A 19,804-nucleotide genomic window follows, 5' to 3' on the forward strand; every position below is an offset into this window, starting at 1 on the left:
CAATCAATGTCTAAATACTATGGACAAGAAGATCACCCTTCGTCACTTGGAAGCCTTTCGCGCCATCATGATGAGGCGCACCGTCACTGGCGCGGCGCAGATGCTCGAAGTGACGCAGCCAGTGGTAACACGCCTCATCGCCGACCTGGAAGAACGCATCGCCATTCCGCTGTTCAAGCGCATCAAAGGCCGCCTGGTGCCAACACCGGAGGCGACGTTGCTTTTTCAAGATGTGCACCAGTCATTGATGGGCATCGAGCGCATCGCCAACGCTGCGTCGAACCTCAACTCCCTGAAACTGTCGCGACTCGAGATCGCTGCCGCGCCCGCGATGGCCCTGTCGTTCCTGCCCAGGACCATTGCAAGCTTCACTCGCGAGCATCCGGAGACCCTCGTGGCCCTGCAGACCCACAGCAGCAGTACGGTGCTGGACATGGTGCAAAGCGGTCGGTGTGACCTGGGTTTCGCGATGCTGCCCGTGCGGAAGATGGGCTACGCCAAGACTGAGGTGTTGGTATCGGCAAAGATGGTTGCAGCGCTGCCGGCGCAGCACCGCTTCGCGACCCGGAAGGTCTTGCGACCCGAGGATTTCGAGGGTGAGGGCTTTGTGTCGCTATCACCGTGGGTGGAGGCCCGAACGCGCATTGACTCACTGATGACCGCGCACGGCGTCCATCGGCGCATCAATGTCGAGACCCAGCTTTCATCGGCCGTCATCAAGCTGGTGGAGGCCGGGGCGGGTTTGGCCATCATCGAGCCGCTTACCGCCTGTGCCTATACCGGCGGTTTGCTCAAATTCATCCCAGTGGAGCCGCACATTGTTGCCGACTACTCGATCTTGATCTCTCCACGCATGTCGTCCACGCTGATCCTCAAGCCATTCATCGATCATGCCCGGCGCGAAATTCGCAAGATGGTGTCATCGAACCTCATCGTTCGAGACTGAGAACGACGCGTCAGGCGCCACCGGCTGTGCCTGCTGCCCTAGCCTCTTGATCCGCCGCAAACTTGCAGAAAACATGTGACGTCGGTCTGACGAGAACACGAACTGCGAAGATGACCCTAGTAGTGGCTGACGAGCCACGATCTGCTCCTCGGCTTGTCGCAGCATCGGCTATGCCCAGACTCGATGGCGAACGGCATTGGCTCGCACCTCACCCCGCCGCGGCGACGACAGCAGAGCCCCGGATTACCGTCAAGGATGCGGATGCCAAGGACCACTAGGTAACCAATGGCAGTGATTGCTACTCGAGCTGAATCTCTGCCTTTCTCACAACAGCTTCCCACATCTCTTCCTCGCGCGCGATCTGCGCTCCGACCTGCGCCGGTGTCGCCGGCTTCGACACTTCGATACCTCCAACGGACTTCACCTTTGAATAGAAGGCCTCGTTCGAGATAACCTTGTTCGCAGCCGCGTTGAGTTTCGCAACGACTTCAGCGGGTGTTTGCCTTGGCGCGAGAAGGACGAATCTCACAGTGGCCTTGAAGCCAGGAAGACCCGCCTCTTCCATTGTGGGAAGTTCGGGATAAGCAGGATCGCGCTTTTCCGCCGCCAGACCGAAGCCTTTGAGCTTTCCGGATCGCACGAAATCCATTGAGCCCGTGGGAAGGAACGCATAAGTGACCCGATCGCTCATGAGATCGAGCTGCACCTGATTGCCGCCCTTGTAGGGCACATGTAGCGTCTTGACGCCAATGTCCTTGTTGAACATTTCCGCCATCAGGTGGATCGGCGTTGAGATCCCGGATGAACCATAAGAGTACTTCGAAGGATCGGCCTTCAGCATCGCCATGAACTCCTTCAGCGAGTTGGCTTGTACGCTCGGCGAGGCGACGAGCATGAAGCCGATGGTCAGGATGTCCGAAACCGGTGCGAAGTCACGGAGGCCCTTGTAAGGGAGCTTGTTCTGAATCGATGGCGGCGCGACGGCAGGCAGGTTCGCAAAGAAAAGCGTGTTGCCGTCGGCCGCAGCCCGTGAAACGAACGAACCTGCCACCGTCTGATTGGCGCCAGGTCGGTTGTCCACGATGACCGGTGTGTCCAACACAAGCCCGAAGTCGGTCGCAAAGACGCGTGCGACAACATCCGTCGGACTGCCCGCCACGAACGGAACCACGATCGTGATGGGCCGGCTCGAAAATCCTTGCGCAAGCGCTGCACCCGACAGGGAAAGCAAGGTCATCGCGCCCACGCAGATTCGTGCGGCGGCCTTGCGAAGCAGAAACCAATACATGTCGTCTCCAGGAGTTTGTGTGTGTAGTGCTGGGCTTCGCAATCGAGAATAGCGACCACGCAACCCACTGCACAGAACTCCAGTCAGCAGAGTTTCACAGGCTGAACTTTCGATCGCTCCTCACTCGATCGGCACGCTGGCCTCCTTCAGCACCCGCAGGACGAAGTGCGACTTGCTGTGGCGGATGCCCGGGATCTTGTAGAGCTTCTCGCGCAGCAGGCGCTCGTAGTCGCGCGTGTCGCGCACCGCGATGCGGATGTAGTAGTCGTAGTCGCCCGACACCAGGTAGGCCTCCAGGATCTCGGGGATGGTGGCCAGCACGCGCCCGAATTCGTAGAGCGTCTCGTCGGTGTGGCTCTCGAGCGTGAGTTGCACGATCACCGAATCCCGGTAGCCGATGCTCGCGGGGTCGACGTCGATCGTGTAGCGCCGGATCACGCCCTCGCTTTCCAGGCGCTTGATGCGGCTCCAGCAACTGGTGGCCGAGAGACCGACCTCGGCGCCGATGTCCTGCAGCGAGCGCCGCGAGTCCTGCAGCAGGATGCGCAGGATGGCCAGGTCGATCTTGTCGAAAAATTCTTCGTCAGCTTTTTGATTCTTCCTTTGAATCTTCAAGGAACTCTCCTTTTTTGCCGAATTTCCGAAGCACATTCTGCTGCAATCCCAGAAGAATCGTGGCATGGAAATCGCCACGAGAAAGCCGGCTTCGCCCGGCCATGAAGAAGCCCCCGCGCGGGCCAGACATCACGAGGTGATGCCGGCCGAGGACCGCCGGCATGAAGAAAAGGAGGCGTAGGACCGACCGTCGCACCATTTCTCTCTTTGCCTCCCCAATCCCTTGGGTGCCACGCGCTCACCCGTGCGCGGCGCCCCTACCCCGCCAAGCCACTTACCCGCGGCCACGCGGACCTTGAAGGTTCCTACCCGGAGACCATGCTCATGCCATCCCACGATCTGGCCAGCGTCTCGCTGGACGACAAGTACCGGGCTACGTCCGGCCGTATCTACCTCAGCGGCGTGCAGGCGCTGGTGCGCCTGATGCTCGTGCAGCGATGGCGCGACCAGGCTGCCGGGCTGAACACCGCGGGTTTCGTCTCCGGCTATCGCGGCTCGCCGCTGGGCGGACTCGATGAGGCGCTCTGGAAGGCGCAGCCGGAACTCGACGCCAACGCGGTCAAGTTCCTTCCCGGCGTGAACGAGGAGCTGGCCGCCACTGCCGTATGGGGCACCCAGCAGGTTCAGCTCACCGGCGAGTCCAGCGTCGATGGCGTCTTTGCCATGTGGTACGGCAAGGCGCCGGGCGTGGATCGCTGCGGCGACGTGTTTAAGCACATGAGCCACGCGGGCACGTCGCCCCACGGTGGCATCCTGCTGGTCGCGGGCGACGACCATGGCGCCTATTCATCTACGCTGCCCAACCAGAGCGACCACCTGTTCGCGGCTTCGATGATCCCGATGCTCTATCCGCAGAGCGTGGAGGAATACATCGAGCTTGGTCTGCATGGCTTTGCGATGTCGCGCTACGCGGGCCTGCCGGTCGGGTTCAAGGCACTGGCGGACACAGTCGAATCGTCCAGTTCCATCGCCGCCGACGCGCTCGCGGTGCGCTGCGTACCGCCGGACGATTTCCAGCTACCACCCGGCGGCGTGCATGCGCGCCTGTCGACCGACACGCTCGGCGTGCAGGCGCGCAAGCAGGAGGCGCTCATGCAGGACGCGAAGATCTACGCCGCGATCGCCTACGTGCGTGCCAACAAACTGAACCGCATCACTATCGACGCGCCCCGAGCGCGTCTCGGCATTGTTGCTTCGGGCAAGTCATACCGCGATGTGCTCGAAGCGCTGGAGGAACTGGGCATCGATGAAGACGAAGCCGCGCGCATCGGATTGCGCCTCTTCAAGGTGTCGATGCCCTGGCCGCTGGAGCCCGACTCCGTCCGCGATTTCGCAGACGGGCTGGAGGAGATCCTCGTCGTCGAGGAAAAGCGCCAGATCGTCGAGTACCAGCTCAAGGAGCAGCTCTACAACTGGCGCGAGGATGTGCGCCCGCGCGTGATCGGCAAGTTCGACGAGGAAGGCGAATGGGGGGCGCATCCGCGCGGCCGCTGGCTGCTGCCGGCGACGGCCGACTTCTCGGTCGCGCAGATCGCACGCGTCATCGCCGGGCGCATCGCGCGCTTCCACACGAGCGATCGCATTCGCACGCGCCTCGCGATCCTGGACGCGAAGGATGCCGTGCTGGCCAAGGCGCAGGCGACCCCGTCCCGGCCTGCGTGGTATTGCTCCGGCTGTCCGCACAACACATCCACCAAGGTTCCCGATGGCAGCCTCGCGCTCGCGGGGATCGGCTGCCATGTGATGGCGACCGCGATCTATCCCCAGCACAACCGCACGACCACGCACATGGGCGGCGAAGGCGCGCCATGGCTCGGGCAGGCGTGGTTCTCGAAACGCAAGCACGTCTTTGCCAACCTGGGTGACGGCACCTACTACCACTCGGGCTCGATGGCGATCCGCGCGGCCGTCGCGGCCGGGGTCAACATCACCTACAAGATCCTCTACAACGACGCGGTCGCGATGACCGGCGGCCAGCCGGTCGATGGGCCGTTGACCGTTCCGCGCATCGCCCATCAACTCGCGGCCGAAGGCGTGCGCCGCATCGCGCTGGTCGCCGACGACCCCACCCGCTGGCGCGCACGCGCTGGCCTTCCACCGGACCACGAAGGCTTCCGGCTGACCGTGCACCATCGTGACGAGATGGACGCCGTGCAGCGGGATCTGCGCGGCTTCGAGGGCGTATCGGTCCTGATCTACGACCAGGTCTGCGCGGCCGAGAAGCGCCGCCGGCGCAAGAAGGGCGAGTTTCCGCAGGCAGCACGCCGCGTCTTCATCAACGAGGAGGTCTGCGAAGGCTGCGGCGATTGCGGTGAGCAGTCCAACTGCACGGCGCTGCTGCCGCAGCCGACCGAGTACGGGCTCAAGCGCAAGGTCGACCAGAGTGCCTGCAACGCGGACGAGTCCTGCCTGAAGGGCTTCTGCCCAAGCTTCGTGACCGTCGAGGGCGTGAAGCCGCGCCGCCTCGTGCCGGTGAAGGCTGCGATCGCGCAGGAGACACTGCCCGAGCCTGCGATGCCGACGCTCGACACGATGCACAACATCCTCATCACCGGCATCGGCGGCACCGGCGTGATCACCATCGGCGCGCTGATCGGCATGGCCGCGCATCTGGAAGGCAAAGGCGTCAGCGTGCTCGACATGACCGGCATGTCCCAAAAGAACGGCTCGGTCACCTCGCATGTGCGCGTGGCTCGCGAAGCGTCGCTCCTGAAGGCGCAGCGGATTCCGACGGGCGAGGCCGACCTGATCCTCGGCTGCGACATGCTGACGGCGGGTGCACCCGACGCGATCGCGCGCATGCAGCCCGGTCGGACCTTCGCGCTGGTCAACACCTTCGAGCAACCCACGGGGCACTTTGCACAGCAGCCCGACTGGCAGTATCCGGCCGACACGGTGCGCGCGCTGATCGCCGAGTCCGTGGGCGGCCATGCCGAGTTCCTCGATGCGACGACGCTGGCCACGCGATTGATGGGCGATGCGATCGCGGCCAATCTCTTCCTGCTTGGATTCGCCTATCAGAAGGGCCAGGTGCCGGTGTCGGCCGGCGCGCTGAACCGAGCCATCGCGCTGAACGGCGTCGGGGTCGAGGCCAATCAGACGGCCTTCCTTTGGGGACGGAAGGCGGCCCTGGATCTGCCCGGTGTGCAACGCCAATCCATGCCGGCGCAGCCCGTGATGCTGCACAAGCCCGCGACCCGCGGGAGCCTCGATGCGCTGGTGGCGGATCGGGTGACGCAACTCACCGCCTACCAGGACGCAGCCTATGCCAAGCGCTACGCCGACGTGGTCGGGCGCGTGCGCGAGGCCGAGCAGCGCGTGCGCGGCGGCCAGCAGCTCGCAAGGGCCGTGGCCACGAATCTCTACAAGCTCATGGCCTACAAAGACGAGTACGAAGTGGCCCGCCTCTACACCGACGGGCGCTTCCTCGAACGGCTGGGCCAGGCCTTCGAGGGCCGGCCCACGGTGCACTTCCAGATGGCACCGCCGATCCTCGGCCGACGCGATGCCGAGGGCAGGCCGTTGAAGTCAGAATTCGGCCCGTGGATGCTCAAGGCGCTGCGGCTGCTGGTGCCCCTGCGTCGCCTGCGCGGCACGGCCCTGGACCCGTTCGGACGCACCGCAGAGCGGCGCAGGGAGCGGCAGCTCATCGTCGACTATGTCGCACAGATCGATTCCATCGTCGCGGCGCTTGGCGAAGTCGACTTCAACACCGCGCTCGCACTGGCGAAGCTGCCCGAACAAATCAGCGGTTTCGGCCATGTAAAGGAGGAAAACCTCGTGGCGGCGCGTGTCCGATGGGCGACCCTGGCGAAAGACCTGGAGGCACGGAAGGTGTCGCCGCTCCCGGTCGCCGCGCTCGCCCGAGTAGGTGCCGCCTAGTCCACCCTCGCCCCGGAAGCCTCGACCACCCGCCCCCACTTCACGATGTCTGACGCGAGCAGCTTCCGGAATTGCCCAGGGTCGGTGGCGAGGGCCTCCGCGCCCTGCGCTTCGAACTTGCCGATCACGTCCGGGTCCTTGAGCAGCGCATTGACATCCGCATTGATCTTCCGGATCACAGGTGCGGGCGTCTTGCCTGGAGCGAACAGACCGAACCACGGATTGACATCAAATTCGGACAAGCCGGCCTCGGCGATCGTCGGGACGTCGGGGAACGCACGCGCGCGCTTCGCACTGGTCACCGCGATCGGCCGCAGCGCCCCCTGCTTGATCGCGCCGGCCACCGAGGGCAGGCTGGTGAAGACAAGATCGATCTGCCCGCCGAGCAGGTCCTGCATCGCGGGGGCGGCACCCCGATACGGCACATGAATCAGCTTCACGTTCGCTGCCGAATTGAACATCTCGCCGAGGAGATGATTGACAGATCCGTTGCCGCCGGACCCGTATGTCAAGCGGCCATTTTTCGCGGCCGCCACCAATTCTGGAACCGTCTTGAACGGCGCATCGGGACGAACGACGATCACGAAGGGCAAGGTCGCCAACGTCGCGACCGGCGCGAAGTCACGTTCCGGATCGAAGGGCAGCTTCTTGTAAAGCGCACCGTTGATCGCATGCGTGCCCACATAGCTCATCAACAACGTGTAGCCGTCAGGGGGAGAGGTCGCCACGACTTCCATGCCCACGTTGCCGCCCGCGCCGGCACGGTTGTCGACCACGACGGGCCGGCCCCACTTATCCGACAGCTTCTGCGCCATGATTCGCGCGAGCGCATCCGACGCGCCACCCGGCGCCTGCGGCACCAGGATCTTGACCGGCCGATCCGGAAAGCTCTGGGCCATTCCCACGATCGCGAACGAGAAGATCAATGCGAAGCCGAGCAGTCTCTTGATGGTGATCCACATGTCCGATGTCTCCTTTGTTCTTGCTGGCGCGATGCTAGGTTCGCTCGCCGCTGGAAGGAACGGTCTTCGTTCGATCCTCTGAACAAGGAGAACGCAATTTGCGTCCTTCGCAAAAGCCGCCGGCGGATGTTCGAAATGCGGAACATCCGGCTGCGGGAAACCCTCATGGTGGCACTCAGGTACTCAACGGGCTGTCCTCGGCGTCAGCAAGTCGCACATGGAGATGAAGCGCGCCGCGGAGGGAGACGCGGTGTGTCCACGGATCGTGACGACCGCGATCGTGCGCAGCATTGCCGGACGAATGACGCGAAGCTGCGTCAGCACAGTTCCACGCGGCACCGCGACACTCGGCAGCACCGCGATTCCCAGCCCCGCCTCCGCCATGGCCACCATGGTGTTCACGCTCGTGAATTCATAGCTGAGCTGGGGAGCGAGGCTCTGTTGCTGCATGGCCATCATGAGATGACGGTGGAACTGCGACGGACCCAAGGTCAGCAGCGGCAATTTGGCCAGCGCGCGCAGGGAGATGCCCGACCTGCCGGCTGCCGGATGGTCACCCGGCACCAACGCGACATAGGGATCATCGAAAAGCGGTTGAGCTTCCAGCTCGCCGAGTCGATCAGGCACGGGGCCGATTCCGAAGTCAACGTCACGTCGTCGCACCGCCTCCAGCAATTCAGGTTGCGCGAGTTCACGCACCCGAACCGAGATGCCGGGATAGCACCGCGCGAATTCCACCAGCAATCCGGGCAGGCGCTGCCGGCGACGGTCGGCACGCAGGCGAAGGACAGATGGCCCTGCTGCGCCTTCGCCGCCATCTGAATGCGCGCGAGCGACGAGTCCAACTCGGCGATCGCCTTGCGGGTGCTGATCATCAACGCTTCGCCTTCGCGCGTGAGTTCCACCTTGCGGGTCGTCCGTTGAAACAAGGCGACACCCAGTCGCTCCTCGAGCTGCTTGACCTGCATGCTCACCGCCGGGAGCGACAGATGCGTCTGCTCGGCTGCCTTACTGAAGCTCGCGTTCTCCGCGACTGCAAGAAAGGTGGACAGCACCTTGAAGTTGATCTTCATCTCCGGATTTGAATAATCGTTCAGATTATTTGATTTGTTGTGCAGGAGCCGCAAGCCTAGCATCTCGCCTGGCCCGGGAGAGAGGTTCGCGTGACCGCCTCTCTGTCAGAACAACCCATCAAGGAATCCGCATGAACGTCAAACGCGTCGCAGGTGCTCTGGGCGCTGAAATCTCAGGCATCGACCTGCGGCAGCCACTCACCGAATCGACCGCCGCGCTGGTGCGCGAAGCGCTCCTGACGCACAAGGTCATCTTCTTCCATCGCCAGGCTCTCGACCCGGCGCAGTTCCTGCAGTTTGCACGCGCGTTCGGCAACCCGATCGAATATCCGTTCGTGAAAGGCATCGACGGGTTTCGCGAGATCATCGAAGTGAAGAAGCTCGAACATGAACGAATCAATTTCGGCGGCGTGTGGCACTCCGACACCACCTATCTCGAAGAGCCGCCCATGGGCACGCTGCTCATGTCCAAGGAGATCCCACCGTATGGCGGCGACACGATGTTCGCCAACCAGGCGGCGGCCTATCGGGGCCTCTCGGACACGATGAAGCGCCTGCTGGAAGGTCTGAAGGGCATCTCCAGTTCGGCCAAGGCGGACGTGTCCAAGACGCGGGAGGACCGCATCAGGACCGACGGCCAGGGCGCTTCCTCCAAAGACTACACGGCGAGCCACCCCATCGTGCGTACACACCCGGAAACGGGCGAGAAGGCGTTGTACGTCAACGTCGCCCACACGGTGGGAATCGAAGGCCTGACCGAGGACGAAAGCGCCCCTCTCTTGCGCTTCCTGTTCGAGCATCAGGTCAAACCGGATTTCACCTGCCGTTTCATCTGGCAGCCGGAATCCATTGCCTTCTGGGACAACCGCGCGACGATGCACAACCCGGTGAACGACTACCACGGCTTCCGTCGCGTCATGCAGCGGATCACGCTCGCGGGGACGAAGCCTTGCTAGGACCCGTCGGGTGGAACGCCTCTGCGCAGAGACTCTCGATCGAATGCCGCAGCAGAACATCCATCGGCGCATCGAGTTGGTCGGCATCCAGTTTCGCGACCACCTCTGCGATGCGTCGCTCCAGCAGGCGCCGCAGGCGATAGCGCGCCCGATTGCGCCGCAGGCCCGCGGCCGCATCCGTGCTTGCCAGCCATTGCTGGTGGCGATCGATTTCCGCGGAGAGCACGGCCACGGATTCCGCCTTCGATGACGAAACCAGCAGCACGGGTGGCCGCCAGGCAGTCGCGGGGCGCGGGGTGATCGCGGCGATCCGCTTGATGTCGGTCGCCATCTTCTGCGCGCCCTGAAGGTCGGACTTGTTGACGACGAAGATGTCGGCCATTTCCATGATGCCCGCCTTCATCGCCTGCACCACGTCGCCGCTCTCGGGCAGCAGCACCAGCACCAGCGTGTCGACCTGTTGCCGCACCGCGTATTCCGCCTGCCCCACGCCAACGGTTTCGAGAAGCACTTCGTCGAACCGGTATCGGTCCATCAGATCGAGCATCTCCGGAAGGTTGTCCGACAGGCCGTCGGTGGTGGACCGTGAGGCGATGGAGCGAATGAACAGCTCCGCGCTTCCGGGCAGCTCATCCATCCGGACGCGATCGCCAAGGATCGCGCCGCCGGACTTCGGACTGCTCGGATCGACGGCGAGCACGCCCACGCGTCCTCGCGGCAGCCGGTGCAGCGCAAGGTTCCCGCAGAGGGTGCTCTTCCCCGCGCCGGGCGCGCCCGTGATGCCGATGCGACGCGCGTGCCAGCCGCCGGTGTCGTCAGACGTATCCATCGCCGCGCCCGCGCTCGCATTCGCCAGTGCGGTCAATGCGCGCCCGAGACCCTGCCGATCCAGCGGCCGGCGCTCGGTCATGCGGGCGCTCCAGAGGCGATCTGGTCGTGGTGCTCGTCGAGCAGGGGCGGCAGTCCGTACTTCGGGACGTACCCGCTGAAACGCACAGGACTGGCGACCGCGCGCAGCCCGCTATCGCTTCCGCCAAGCGGCACGATCAGGCCCCGCGATCGCGCGAGGTCGCTCTCCAGGGCCTCGGCGAGCGTGCCCACTTCGGAAACCACCAGGCCCAGCGGCGCGAGGCGGCGCACCCACGCGGCAGCAGTTTCAGCAAGCAACACTTCGCCAATGGCGGCCAGGACTTCGGCGCGGTTGCGGCGTCTGCTGTCCATGGTCGCGAAGCTGGAGTCATGCTCCCATTCAGGCCTGCCGACCTCGCGGCAGAACTTCTGCCAGAACTTGTCATGGGTGATGAAGAGCGTGAGCCAGCCGTCCCGCGTCGGAAAGATCTGCGCCGGCACCATGTACGGATGCGAGGAGTTCGCGAACCGCTGCGCCACTTCTCCCGCATTGAGCGTCGCGCCCGCGAGGTAGTTGAGCTGCGACATCATCACGTCGTACATCGCCACATCCACCTGTCCGCCACGGCCCTCGACGATCTTCGCGAGCAGCGCCATCGCGGCGGCCATGCCGGCGGAGTTGTCCACTGCCGAGTAGCCGGCCTTAGTCGGCGGCGCATCGGGTTCGCCGGTCAGCGACATGACGCCTGTCACGGCCTGGATCACGTAGTCGTAGGCTGGGCTCTCGGCATAGGGGCCGTCCAGCCCGTAGCCTGTGAGCGCGACGCAGACGAGCTTCGGATTGCAGTCCCGAAGGCCCTCGTAGGTCAGCCGCAGTTTCTTGATCGCCGAGGGACGCAAATTGGTAACCAGCGCATGCGCGTCGGCGGCAATGGATTCGAGCTGTGCGCGCCCTTCCGCACCCGCCAGGTCGAGCACGATGCTTTTCTTGTTGCGATTGAGGCTCGCGAAATACGCGTTGTGCGGACCGATGGAATGCGGACTCACCCGGCGCCCGATGTCCCCTTCTGGCGGTTCGATCTTGATGACCTCGGCACCCATGTCCGCCAGCAGCAGCCCGCAGAAGGGCCCGGCCAGCATATGCCCCACCTCGATCACGCGAATACCGGCCAGCGGTCCGCTCATGCTGCAAGCCTCTCGACCATGAGCGAGACCACCGAGTCGAGGGTCATGTCCGCCGTAAATACCGCGAGCACGCCGAGTTCGTGCAAGGCGGAGTGATCTTCGCCGGGAATGGTCCCGCCGACGAACACCTTGATGCTTTCCGCATCCAGATTCCGCAGCTCGGCAATGACGTCGGCAACAAGCTCCTTGTGGCTGCCCGACAGGATGCTGAGCCCCACCGCATCGACGCCCTCGTCCACCGCGACCTGCGCAATCTGGCCCGGGCTTCGCCGCAGGCCGGTGTAGATGACTTCGGCGCCGGCATCGCGAAGCGTCAGGGCGACGATCTTCGCGCCGATGTCATGGCCGTCCAGGCCCGGCTTTCCGATGAGGATGCGCCTTCCGGCCAGCGGCCGGACTTCCTTCACATGGTTCATAGCTTCACGGGCTCCTTGAATTCGCCCCATTCCTTCTTGAGGCAGGCGACCATCTCCCCGACGGTGGCGTAGGCATGGCAGCAGTCGACGAGGTAGGGCATGACGTTCTCGTCGTCCTTGGCGGCTGCGACCGCAAGCTTCGCCAGGGCCGCATCGACGGCCGTCTGGCTGCGCGTATCCATCACACGCTGGAACTTCTCGAGCGCGCGCTGCGCGACAGTGGAGTCGAGCGTGAAGACATCGCCGACGCCGATCTGCTCGTCCTGCTTGCGGAAGAAGTTCTGGCCGATGATGGCGTGGCGGCCTGCATCGGTATCGAGCTTGCGCTCGAGTCCGCGCTCGGCGAGGCGAAGCTGGATCCATCCGTCTTCGATTGCTGGGATCACACCGCCATAGGCGTCGATCTCTCCCATGATCCCAAGGATCATCTCCTCCATGCGATCGGTGTGCTGCTCCAGGAAGTAGCTGCCGCCGAGCGGATCGACGCTGCGCGCGATGCCGGACTCGTAGGCGATCATCTGTTGCGTTCGCACCGCGAGTTCCGCGGAAAACTCCGTCGGGATCTGGAATGCTTCGTCGAACGCGCAGGTGAAGATCGATTGCGCGCCGCCGAACACCGCTGCCATCGTTTCCACCGCCACGCGCACCACGTTGTTGTAGGGCTGGGGCGCCACCAGCGAAGAGCCGCCGCACACCACGCCAAAGCGGAAGTGCTGCGCCTTCGGATCCTTGACGCCGTAGCGTTCCTTCAAGAAGCGCGCCCAAAGGCGCCGGCCTGCACGGAACTTCGCGATCTCGTCGAAGAAGTCCATGTGCACGTAGAAGAAGAACGAGAGGCGCTTGGCGAACTTCTCGACGTCGCCGCCGCGGCGCCGAAGCTCCTCTACGTAGGCGAGGCCGTTGGCCAGCGTGTAGGCCATCTCCTCCGCCGCGGTCGCACCGGCATCACGCACATGCGCGCCGGCAATGCTGATGGGGTTGAAGCGCGGTGTCGTGTCATTGGAATAGAGGATCGAGTCCGCAATCAGGCGCATCGACGGACGCACCGGGAAGATCCACGTTCCGCGCGCGACGTATTCCTTCAGGATGTCGTTCTGGATCGTGCCCGTCAGCTTCGCGCGCGGCACGCCCTGCTTGTCGGCCACAGCGAGGTACATCGCATAGACGATCGCCGCCGTGCCGTTGATGGTGAACGACGTGGAGATGCGAGAGAGGTCCAGTCCATTGAAGAGGATCTCGGCTTCGCTCAGGTTCGACAGCGACACGCCGACCTTGCCGATCTCGGGACGCGCCATCGGATGCGTGGGGTCGTAGCCGCACTGCGTCGGAAGGTCCAGCGCGACCGACAAGCCTGTCTGTCCCTGCTCGAGAAGGAATTTGTAGCGCTCGTTGGATTCCTCGGCTGTGCCGAAGCCGGAGTACTGGCGGATGGTCCATAGCCGCCCCTGGAAACCATCGGGAAAGATTCCCCGCGTGAACGGATACTCGCCCGGCCGCCCGATCTTCTCGGGGCGAACGGCGCTCGCGTCGACGCTGGTTGGAACGGGAATTCCCGTGCGGCTGAGCGGCCCCAGATCGGGCTCCGCGGGGAGGGCCTGGAACGCGTTGTCTCGCATGTTCATCGTGTGCTCTTCGACAGCAGTTTTTCGGAAGCGGTCCAGTGGTCCTCGTGCAGCCAGGTGCGCACGAGATGGTCCCTTTCGACGAGGCGCTGGGCGTTCCATCCATCGCCCGCACGCGCCGCGATGGCCTGGGCCTTGATGCCGCGGAGAACCTGCGGCGGACACGTCAAGAGTGGCCGAAGGAAGTCGGCCATGTCAGAGCCGTCCAGGCCCTGGTCGATGACTGCATCGGCCAAGCCCCACGACAGCGCAAGCACCGCATCAACCAGCTCGCATCGCGCCATCATGCGAAGCGCGCGCGCGGGCCCGACGAGGCGGAAGAGGTCCGGGCCACCGCCCCATGCAGAGGTGATCGCCAGCTTGGCCTGGATGAAGCCGATGCGCGCATGCGAGGCCTGCAGCCGCATGTCGCAGGCCAGCGCCAGCTCGGCGCCACCGCCGATCGCGTCACCGTTGAGGTGGGCGATGACGGGCACCGGACAGCGGCGGATCGCATCGAGTGCAGCACCGGCCTCGTCCATCATCGCCTCGGTGGCCTGGACATCGCGAACGCTCGCGAGATCCTTCAGGTCGCCGCCGGCCGCGAAGTAGCGTTCACCAGCGCCGGTCAGAAGGATGAATCTGAGGTCGCTCCGTTCGCCGGCCGACCGGATCGCATCACCCAGCTCGGCCAACACGGGTCGCGCAAGCGCGTTGTGTTTTTCGGCCCGGTCGATGGTCACGCGAACCACGCCGGGTGCCTGTTCTTCCACGCGCAGAGTGCTTGCGACGCGGGGTTTCTCCATGGTTGTCGTCGTCATGCGGCGATGCTAGATTTGCCATCCTTCCCGAGGAAGAACACAAGTTCGACCCGCTGAACAAACCACCACGAATGGAACCACAAGAGGCAAGCTTGGAGCACGATGTTCGAAATACCGAACAAACTGAAACCGTGCAGGCGCGAGCAGGCGGGTCGGCAGCGGCAGTCACCGCCGTGGAGCGCGTGCTCGACATCCTGGAGGTTTTCCACCGGCACCAGAAGCCGCTGTCGCTGACCGACCTTGCCGAGGCCGCCGGCATTCCCAAGAGCAGTTGCCACGCGATCGTCGGCACGCTGACGGCGCGCGGCTATCTCTACTCGCTCACGCGCCCGCGCGCGCTCTATCCGACGCGGCGCTTCTTCGATGTGACGCGCGAGATCCATGAGCACGACCCGTTCATGGATCGCGTCGTCCCGCTGCTGGAGCGCCTGCGCGATGCATCGCGCGAGACCATCATCCTTGGCAAGCGCCAGGGCAACGCGGTGATCTACCTGCAGGTCATCGAAGGTCCGCATGCCATCCGCTACACGGCGAAGCCGGGCGAATTCAAGCCGCTGCATTCGAGCTCGATCGGCAAGGCATTGCTCGGCAGCCTGAAGGAGGCGGAGTTGCGCCAACAGGTGGCGGGCCTGCAGCTGCCGGCCATCACCGGGAGCACGCTGACCACGCCCGATGATCTGGCGAATGACGTTCTCGACGGTCGCCGTCGAGGCTATTTCGTCACGCGCGGCGAGAACGTGGTCGACGTGTGGGCTGTGGCGTCGTCGCTGACGCTCAACGCCGAGACGCTCGCCATTGCCATTGCAGGGCCGCGCCACCGCATGGAAAGCAGCGTGCTGGAGTGCGCCCAGCTGCTGCTCGCCACGACGAGCTTCATCGAGCGCCAGTGGATGCGGTCCTGACCTTCAGCAACTGGCGCGAGCGCCGGACCAACGCTTTCAGTTCCGGTTCGTCCGCCGACTTGGCTACCTGCTCGCAGTAAGCCACGTGCTGGGTCGTCAGGGCGGCGCCCTTCTCCGCGGCATCGTGCAGGCGAAGTACGGCGAGGCGCCGGTGACCGCATGCGATCGACCGCTCCAGTAGGGAGATCGCGCAAGCGGCGAGCGCTTCGCAATCCTGGACGCGCACCGCTTTTCGGCGTGCGCGCTTGACTGCCCTCAGTTGAACGCGATCCATCGAACGATGCGGCGGTGCCGCATCGCCCGGACTAGCGCGCAGCGAGGGCACCATCGTCAAAGGCGGCATCGATCTCCTCTACGCCGGCGAGACGGGCATAGCTCTCGGCCGCACCGCTGAGCTCCCACACCGACGTGCCCGCGCGAACCCTTTCCGCGCCTGCGTCTTCCTTGTGCATGCGCGCCTGCGCGGCGTCGAGCACGCCCGCTGCGCCGTCGCGCGGCACGCAGACCACTGCATCGCTGTCGGCCACGATCAGGTCGCCCGGCCGGACCAACGCGCCTTCGCACACCACCGGCGCATTCACGAGACCGTGACCCGACTTGTCGGGATGGATGGGCCAGATGTGCGTGGACCACACCGGCAGGCCGATCTCCCGCAACTGGTCCACATCGCGCACGCAACCTTGCACGACCACGCCCGCAAGTCCCTTCTGCTTTGCGTAGCGCCCGGCCATGTCACCCCACTGCGCGCCCGAGAGTTCCGCCTGGCAGACGACCACGAGCACATCGCCCGGCTGGGCCAGATAGAGGGCGCGATGCATCATGAGGTTGTCCCCGGGCCAGCATTGCGCGGTCACGGCAGGGCCCGCGATCTTGGGCTGGCCTTCGCGGATAGGCCGCATGCGCGCACCCATGAGGGCGCTTCGCCCCTGAGGCCCCATCGCCTCGTGGATGTCGGCGACGGAGACTTCACGCGCGCGCTCGACCAAGTCCTGCGCGACACGGCGCACCTTCAGATAGACCTTTGAACTCATGCTTGCTTGTCTTTCAAAAGGGTTCACGCGTGCGGAACGCAATGCTCGCTGGGCGAGAGACGGAAGGTGGTCCGCTTCATCAGGCGCGGCTGGTCGATGCTCATCACATCGCGCCGGTGGAGCGTGCATCCGTTGTCCCAAATCATCACGTCGCCGTTGTGGACCTTGTGCCGATAGACCAGCGAGGGATCTCCACCGGTCGCGAACAGGATCGGCAGAACGCGTTCGTTCTCCTCCTTCGACAGGCCCTCGATCTCGATCAGCGTCGTCTGGTCGGCATAGAGCGCCTTGCGACCGGTGCGCGGATGTGTCAGGACCACGGGGTGACGGGCATCGGGCAGGCTCAGCATCGCATTGGCCTTCGCCTTGTCGCGAAGTTCGGTCGCATTGAGCATCGCGTAGCGCTTGGCATAGCGGTAGACGCCGACACGGCCGTCGATCAGACGGCGGACGTCCTCGGGCAGCAGGTCCCACGCGCCGTACTGATTGGACCAGTAGATGTCACCACCGTCGCGCGGCACTTCCGTGCCGTAGAGCAGTGCGCCGGTCGCCGGCCGTACCTGGAAAGTCTGGTCCGAGTGCCAGTCGACGTCCTCCCCGCCGGCGAACCCGCCGACGAAGCGGCCATCCGAGTACTTGAGCGTGCTGAAGTAGATGATCTGCTCGTGATACGGCGACTGAATGTCCTTGCGGCCGCTGGTCTCGCACAGGCCGAAGCGCTCGGTGAAGCGCACAAGTTCGGCCTCGTCCAGCGACTGCCGCCGGAAGATCATGACCGGCGATCGATGCCAGATCGCCTTGATCTCCGCGATCGCGTCCAGGTCGTCGACGATGTCCATGATCGAGGCATGCACCTCGACGGCATAGTCTGAATGCAGTGGCGTAGTCTGAATGCTCATGTGAGTTCCTCTGCCCTTGGAATGGGCCTTCGTGACAAGAATCGGGACGCGCGAAAGCCCTGCTATTCGGCGCGCATGTGCGCTGCCTGGATGACCGAGGCATAGTTGCGGCGCTCTTCGCGCAGCCAGCTCGCGAGTTCATTCCCCGCAAGGCTCGGCGCACGTTCGAAGCCCAGGTCCGCGAGCGCCTTCTGGGTCTCCGGCAGATCGAGGATCTTGCGCATCTCGGCCGCCAGCCGGCTCTGGATCTCGGCAGGCACGCCGCGCGGAACCATCAGGACGTTCCAGGCGGCGATGGTGAAGTTGGGCAGGCCCTGCTCGGCGGTCGTCTTCACCCCCGGCATCGACACCACCGGCGTCGCGGTGGTCACCGCCAGTGGCCTGATTCGAGGCATCTGGGTGCGTGTGGCTGCCACGGTATCGATCAGCACTTGCACGTGCCCTCCCAGGACAGCGGCCATCGCCTCACCCGAGCCCTTGAAGTTGATGGCATACAACGGCACGTCGCGCTGGCGCAGCATCTCGAACACGAGCTGGGCCGTCACGCTCGGAAGCGCGGCGTCCACCTTGTCCGGTTTGCTTTTCGCCATGGCGATCAACTCGCTCATCGAACTGACCGAAGCGTTCGACGATGTGGAGATCGCGAACGGAATCAACGCGGTCAGTGCAATGGGGTCGAAGTCCTTCTCGGCATCGAAGCCCGGGTTGGCGTAGAGCGCCGGATTCATCGCGTGCGTGCCCGAGGCGCCCATCAGCAGCGTGTAACCGTCGGGCGTCGCGCGCGCCGCGAAGGCGGTGCCGATATTGCCGGAGGCACCGACCCGGTTCTCGACGAAGAAGGTCTGGCCGAAGGCGTGCGTCAGCTTCTCTGCGAAGTAGCGCGTCGCGATGTCGGTGCTCTGCCCCGCCGGGTAGGCCACGATGATCTTGACCGGCCGGCTTGGCCAAGCCGCGGCTCCCTCGGCGTGCGCGGGCGGCGCGACCCGGGGCGCAAGGGCAAAGGCCGCCAGCAAGGCAAGCATGCGACGGCGGAAGATGGACGTCATGGTGCTGTCTCCTTTTCTTCGATAGCGACCTTAGCCTCAGACCGTCGCCGGTTGCGACTTCCGCGGCAGCGTTGTTTCATCCGTTGAACTTCCGATCGCAGGACCGGGCTGCTGCGACATGAGATACCCCGGCCCGAGATCGGAGAGCGATGCGCAACCGATCTGCGCCATGACCATGTCGATCTCGTTGCGCATGATCTGCAGCGCGCGGCTTGCGCCGGCCCGTCCGCCCGCGGCGACCCCGAACAGCGTGGGCCTGCCGAAGATCGCCGACTGCGCTCCGAGGCAGCGGGCGATCACGACATCCGATCCACGGCGCACGCCGCTGTCGAGGATGAGCTGCACGTCCTTGCCGACGGCGGCGCGGATCTCGGGCAGCATTTCGAGCGGTGCGGGCGCGGCGTCGAGCTGGCGTCCGCCGTGGTTGGAGATCACGATGCCGTCCGCGCCGAGTTGCGCCGCCTCTCGCGCATCGTCCGGATGAAGCAGCCCCTTGACAACAAGCGGTCCGGACCAGGCGCTGCGGATACGCTTCAGGTGCGCCCAGGTCACCATCGGCGCCGGCGTCAGCGTGCCGTACATGTCGGCGACTTCGCCTGCCGTGGCGCCCTCGCGCGCATAGGGCTTCCAGTTGCGCATCATCGGAATCCCGCCCGTGCGCAGATAGCGCAACACCCACGCCGGATGCCCCAGCGCTTCAAGGGCGACGCCGGTCGTCATCCGGAAGGGACGCGAGAAGCCGTTGCGGCGGTTGCGCTCGCGGTTCGAGTTGACCGGAACGTCCACCGACACCACGAGCACGCCGATCTTCGCCTTGCGCGCACGCTCCACCAGATCCGCGTTGATGCGCTCGTCGCTCGTGCAGTACATCTGGAACCACACATGCTCCGGCGCGACGCGGATAGCGTCTTCGAGCGCAGCGTTGGCCGCGCTCGACAACAGGAAGGGCACGTTCGCCTCGCGCGCCGCCTCGGCAAGCATCAGGTCCGCGTCCGGGCGGAACAGTCCCGCGAGGCCCGTGGGCGAGATGCCGATCGGGCTCGCGTAGGTTCGCCCGAAGAGCGCGACCGACTGGTCGCGCCGTGTCACGTCGCGCAGATAGCGCGGCACCAGGCGATGACGTTCGAAGGCCTCACGATTGCGGTGCAGGCAGAGTTCGTCGTCGGAGCCGCCGTCGATGAAGTCGAAGGCAATGCGCGGAAGCTTTCGGCGCGCGAGGCGTCGCAAGTCTTCCAGGTTCACAGCGGATTGAATGTTCATGGTGTGGCGAATCGAGGACCGCCACAACCTTAAGCCTCGCCTTCGGTCAGGCGAAGGCCCGGCCTTCAGCAT

The 19,804-nt window shown here is 64.7% G+C and carries 18 protein-coding genes and 1 pseudogene; 4 read left to right on the plus strand and 15 right to left on the minus strand.

What is annotated here, in order from left to right; genetic code table 11:
• Positions 1 to 19: 19 nt before the first annotated feature.
• The gene (locus tag VAR608DRAFT_RS06730) at positions 20 to 946 is read left to right on the plus strand and encodes a LysR substrate-binding domain-containing protein (protein WP_088953354.1); all 927 of its coding nucleotides are present in this window, start codon (positions 20 to 22) and stop codon (positions 944 to 946) included.
• 298 nt (positions 947 to 1,244) lie between these two features.
• Here the strand turns inward: VAR608DRAFT_RS06730 and VAR608DRAFT_RS06735 are convergent, their stop codons facing one another.
• The gene (locus VAR608DRAFT_RS06735; RefSeq protein WP_088953355.1) at positions 1,245 to 2,234 is read right to left on the minus strand and encodes a Bug family tripartite tricarboxylate transporter substrate binding protein; all 990 of its coding nucleotides are present in this window, start codon (positions 2,232 to 2,234) and stop codon (positions 1,245 to 1,247) included.
• A gap of 120 nt (positions 2,235 to 2,354) precedes the next feature.
• Entirely contained in the window at positions 2,355 to 2,849 is a 495-nt protein-coding gene (locus VAR608DRAFT_RS06740; RefSeq protein WP_231973293.1) for an Lrp/AsnC family transcriptional regulator, read from the minus strand.
• A 324-nt stretch (positions 2,850 to 3,173) separates the two neighbouring features.
• Here VAR608DRAFT_RS06740 and VAR608DRAFT_RS06745 point away from each other — a divergent pair, with 324 nt between their 5' ends.
• On the plus strand, positions 3,174 to 6,731 hold the full coding sequence (locus VAR608DRAFT_RS06745; protein ID WP_088958654.1) for an indolepyruvate ferredoxin oxidoreductase family protein: 3,558 nt from the start codon (positions 3,174 to 3,176) through the stop codon (positions 6,729 to 6,731).
• Here the strand turns inward: VAR608DRAFT_RS06745 and VAR608DRAFT_RS06750 are convergent.
• The 3 genes and pseudogenes from VAR608DRAFT_RS06750 to VAR608DRAFT_RS37850 all read right to left on the minus strand — a co-directional run.
• The gene (locus VAR608DRAFT_RS06750; protein WP_231973295.1) at positions 6,728 to 7,630 is read right to left on the minus strand and encodes a tripartite tricarboxylate transporter substrate binding protein; all 903 of its coding nucleotides are present in this window, start codon (positions 7,628 to 7,630) and stop codon (positions 6,728 to 6,730) included. The genes VAR608DRAFT_RS06745 and VAR608DRAFT_RS06750 overlap by 4 nt on opposite strands.
• A 246-nt stretch (positions 7,631 to 7,876) precedes the next feature.
• The gene (locus tag VAR608DRAFT_RS37845) at positions 7,877 to 8,431 is read right to left on the minus strand and encodes a LysR substrate-binding domain-containing protein (protein ID WP_157730686.1); all 555 of its coding nucleotides are present in this window, start codon (positions 8,429 to 8,431) and stop codon (positions 7,877 to 7,879) included.
• Positions 8,432 to 8,586: 155 nt separating this feature from the next.
• Positions 8,587 to 8,829: pseudogene (locus VAR608DRAFT_RS37850) on the minus strand (LysR family transcriptional regulator); the annotation flags it as partial.
• A 68-nt stretch (positions 8,830 to 8,897) separates the two neighbouring features.
• Between VAR608DRAFT_RS37850 and VAR608DRAFT_RS06765 the strand changes: the two are divergent.
• Positions 8,898 to 9,722 (plus strand): TauD/TfdA dioxygenase family protein, encoded by an 825-nt coding sequence (locus VAR608DRAFT_RS06765; protein WP_088953359.1) that lies wholly within the window; start codon positions 8,898 to 8,900, stop codon positions 9,720 to 9,722.
• Here VAR608DRAFT_RS06765 and VAR608DRAFT_RS06770 read toward each other — a convergent pair.
• Genes VAR608DRAFT_RS06770 through VAR608DRAFT_RS06790 form a run of 5 tightly spaced genes read right to left on the minus strand, consistent with a single transcriptional unit; the run spans position 9,694 to position 14,594 of the window.
• Complete coding sequence (locus tag VAR608DRAFT_RS06770) at positions 9,694 to 10,632, minus strand: ArgK/MeaB family GTPase (RefSeq protein WP_088953360.1); 939 nt, start codon at positions 10,630 to 10,632, stop codon at positions 9,694 to 9,696. The genes VAR608DRAFT_RS06765 and VAR608DRAFT_RS06770 overlap by 29 nt on opposite strands.
• Complete coding sequence (locus tag VAR608DRAFT_RS06775; protein WP_088953361.1) at positions 10,629 to 11,756, minus strand: CaiB/BaiF CoA transferase family protein; 1,128 nt, start codon at positions 11,754 to 11,756, stop codon at positions 10,629 to 10,631. Before VAR608DRAFT_RS06775 ends, VAR608DRAFT_RS06770 begins: the two co-directional genes overlap by 4 nt.
• Positions 11,753 to 12,172: a cobalamin B12-binding domain-containing protein gene (locus tag VAR608DRAFT_RS06780; RefSeq protein WP_172843811.1), complete on the minus strand. Its 420-nt coding sequence runs from the start codon at positions 12,170 to 12,172 to the stop codon at positions 11,753 to 11,755. Before VAR608DRAFT_RS06780 ends, VAR608DRAFT_RS06775 begins: the two co-directional genes overlap by 4 nt.
• Complete coding sequence (locus tag VAR608DRAFT_RS06785) at positions 12,169 to 13,794, minus strand: acyl-CoA mutase large subunit family protein (protein WP_088953363.1); 1,626 nt, start codon at positions 13,792 to 13,794, stop codon at positions 12,169 to 12,171. Before VAR608DRAFT_RS06785 ends, VAR608DRAFT_RS06780 begins: the two co-directional genes overlap by 4 nt.
• Positions 13,791 to 14,594, minus strand: coding sequence for an enoyl-CoA hydratase/isomerase family protein (locus VAR608DRAFT_RS06790; RefSeq protein WP_231973297.1), 804 nt, complete (start codon positions 14,592 to 14,594; stop codon positions 13,791 to 13,793). Before VAR608DRAFT_RS06790 ends, VAR608DRAFT_RS06785 begins: the two co-directional genes overlap by 4 nt.
• A gap of 131 nt (positions 14,595 to 14,725) precedes the next feature.
• On the opposite strand from VAR608DRAFT_RS06790, the gene VAR608DRAFT_RS06795 reads away from it, so the two are divergent.
• Positions 14,726 to 15,496 carry an IclR family transcriptional regulator gene (locus VAR608DRAFT_RS06795; RefSeq protein ID WP_231973299.1) on the plus strand — a complete coding sequence of 257 codons (771 nt, stop codon included), beginning with the start codon at positions 14,726 to 14,728 and terminating at the stop codon, positions 15,494 to 15,496.
• Here VAR608DRAFT_RS06795 and VAR608DRAFT_RS06800 read toward each other — a convergent pair.
• From VAR608DRAFT_RS06800 to VAR608DRAFT_RS06820, 5 genes are all read right to left on the minus strand, one after another.
• Positions 15,468 to 15,770, minus strand: coding sequence for a hypothetical protein (locus tag VAR608DRAFT_RS06800; protein ID WP_157730687.1), 303 nt, complete (start codon positions 15,768 to 15,770; stop codon positions 15,468 to 15,470). The two genes, VAR608DRAFT_RS06795 and VAR608DRAFT_RS06800, sit on opposite strands and share 29 nt — an antisense overlap.
• A gap of 31 nt (positions 15,771 to 15,801) precedes the next feature.
• Entirely contained in the window at positions 15,802 to 16,527 is a 726-nt protein-coding gene (locus tag VAR608DRAFT_RS06805) for a 4-carboxy-4-hydroxy-2-oxoadipate aldolase/oxaloacetate decarboxylase (protein WP_157730689.1), read from the minus strand.
• Positions 16,528 to 16,550: 23 nt separating this feature from the next.
• Positions 16,551 to 17,426 (minus strand): TauD/TfdA dioxygenase family protein, encoded by an 876-nt coding sequence (locus VAR608DRAFT_RS06810; protein WP_088953368.1) that lies wholly within the window; start codon positions 17,424 to 17,426, stop codon positions 16,551 to 16,553.
• A gap of 62 nt (positions 17,427 to 17,488) precedes the next feature.
• Complete coding sequence (locus tag VAR608DRAFT_RS06815) at positions 17,489 to 18,472, minus strand: Bug family tripartite tricarboxylate transporter substrate binding protein (RefSeq protein WP_088953369.1); 984 nt, start codon at positions 18,470 to 18,472, stop codon at positions 17,489 to 17,491.
• A 36-nt stretch (positions 18,473 to 18,508) separates the two neighbouring features.
• Complete coding sequence (locus VAR608DRAFT_RS06820) at positions 18,509 to 19,804, minus strand: alpha-hydroxy acid oxidase (RefSeq protein WP_231973301.1); 1,296 nt, start codon at positions 19,802 to 19,804, stop codon at positions 18,509 to 18,511.

The sequence above is a fragment of the Variovorax sp. HW608 genome (genome assembly GCF_900090195.1).
GTDB lineage: Bacteria > Pseudomonadota > Gammaproteobacteria > Burkholderiales > Burkholderiaceae_C > Variovorax.

Excerpts from the sequence above, each read along its gene's own strand:
- VAR608DRAFT_RS06730 (WP_088953354.1), top strand. The coding sequence starts at position 20 with ATGGACAAGAAGATCACCCTTCGTCACTTGGAAGCCTTTCGCGCCATC.
- VAR608DRAFT_RS06735 (WP_088953355.1), bottom strand. The coding sequence starts at position 2,234 with ATGTATTGGTTTCTGCTTCGCAAGGCCGCCGCACGAATCTGCGTGGGC.
- VAR608DRAFT_RS06745 (WP_088958654.1), top strand. The coding sequence starts at position 3,174 with ATGCCATCCCACGATCTGGCCAGCGTCTCGCTGGACGACAAGTACCGG.
- VAR608DRAFT_RS06750 (WP_231973295.1), bottom strand. The coding sequence starts at position 7,630 with ATGGCCCAGAGCTTTCCGGATCGGCCGGTCAAGATCCTGGTGCCGCAG.
- VAR608DRAFT_RS06765 (WP_088953359.1), top strand. The coding sequence starts at position 8,898 with ATGAACGTCAAACGCGTCGCAGGTGCTCTGGGCGCTGAAATCTCAGGC.
- VAR608DRAFT_RS06770 (WP_088953360.1), bottom strand. The coding sequence starts at position 10,632 with ATGACCGAGCGCCGGCCGCTGGATCGGCAGGGTCTCGGGCGCGCATTG.
- VAR608DRAFT_RS06775 (WP_088953361.1), bottom strand. The coding sequence starts at position 11,756 with ATGAGCGGACCGCTGGCCGGTATTCGCGTGATCGAGGTGGGGCATATG.
- VAR608DRAFT_RS06780 (WP_172843811.1), bottom strand. The coding sequence starts at position 12,172 with ATGAACCATGTGAAGGAAGTCCGGCCGCTGGCCGGAAGGCGCATCCTC.
- VAR608DRAFT_RS06785 (WP_088953363.1), bottom strand. The coding sequence starts at position 13,794 with ATGAACATGCGAGACAACGCGTTCCAGGCCCTCCCCGCGGAGCCCGAT.
- VAR608DRAFT_RS06790 (WP_231973297.1), bottom strand. The coding sequence starts at position 14,594 with ATGACGACGACAACCATGGAGAAACCCCGCGTCGCAAGCACTCTGCGC.
- VAR608DRAFT_RS06800 (WP_157730687.1), bottom strand. The coding sequence starts at position 15,770 with ATGGATCGCGTTCAACTGAGGGCAGTCAAGCGCGCACGCCGAAAAGCG.
- VAR608DRAFT_RS06805 (WP_157730689.1), bottom strand. The coding sequence starts at position 16,527 with ATGAGTTCAAAGGTCTATCTGAAGGTGCGCCGTGTCGCGCAGGACTTG.
- VAR608DRAFT_RS06810 (WP_088953368.1), bottom strand. The coding sequence starts at position 17,426 with ATGAGCATTCAGACTACGCCACTGCATTCAGACTATGCCGTCGAGGTG.
- VAR608DRAFT_RS06815 (WP_088953369.1), bottom strand. The coding sequence starts at position 18,472 with ATGACGTCCATCTTCCGCCGTCGCATGCTTGCCTTGCTGGCGGCCTTT.
- VAR608DRAFT_RS06820 (WP_231973301.1), bottom strand. The coding sequence starts at position 19,804 with ATGCTGAAGGCCGGGCCTTCGCCTGACCGAAGGCGAGGCTTAAGGTTG.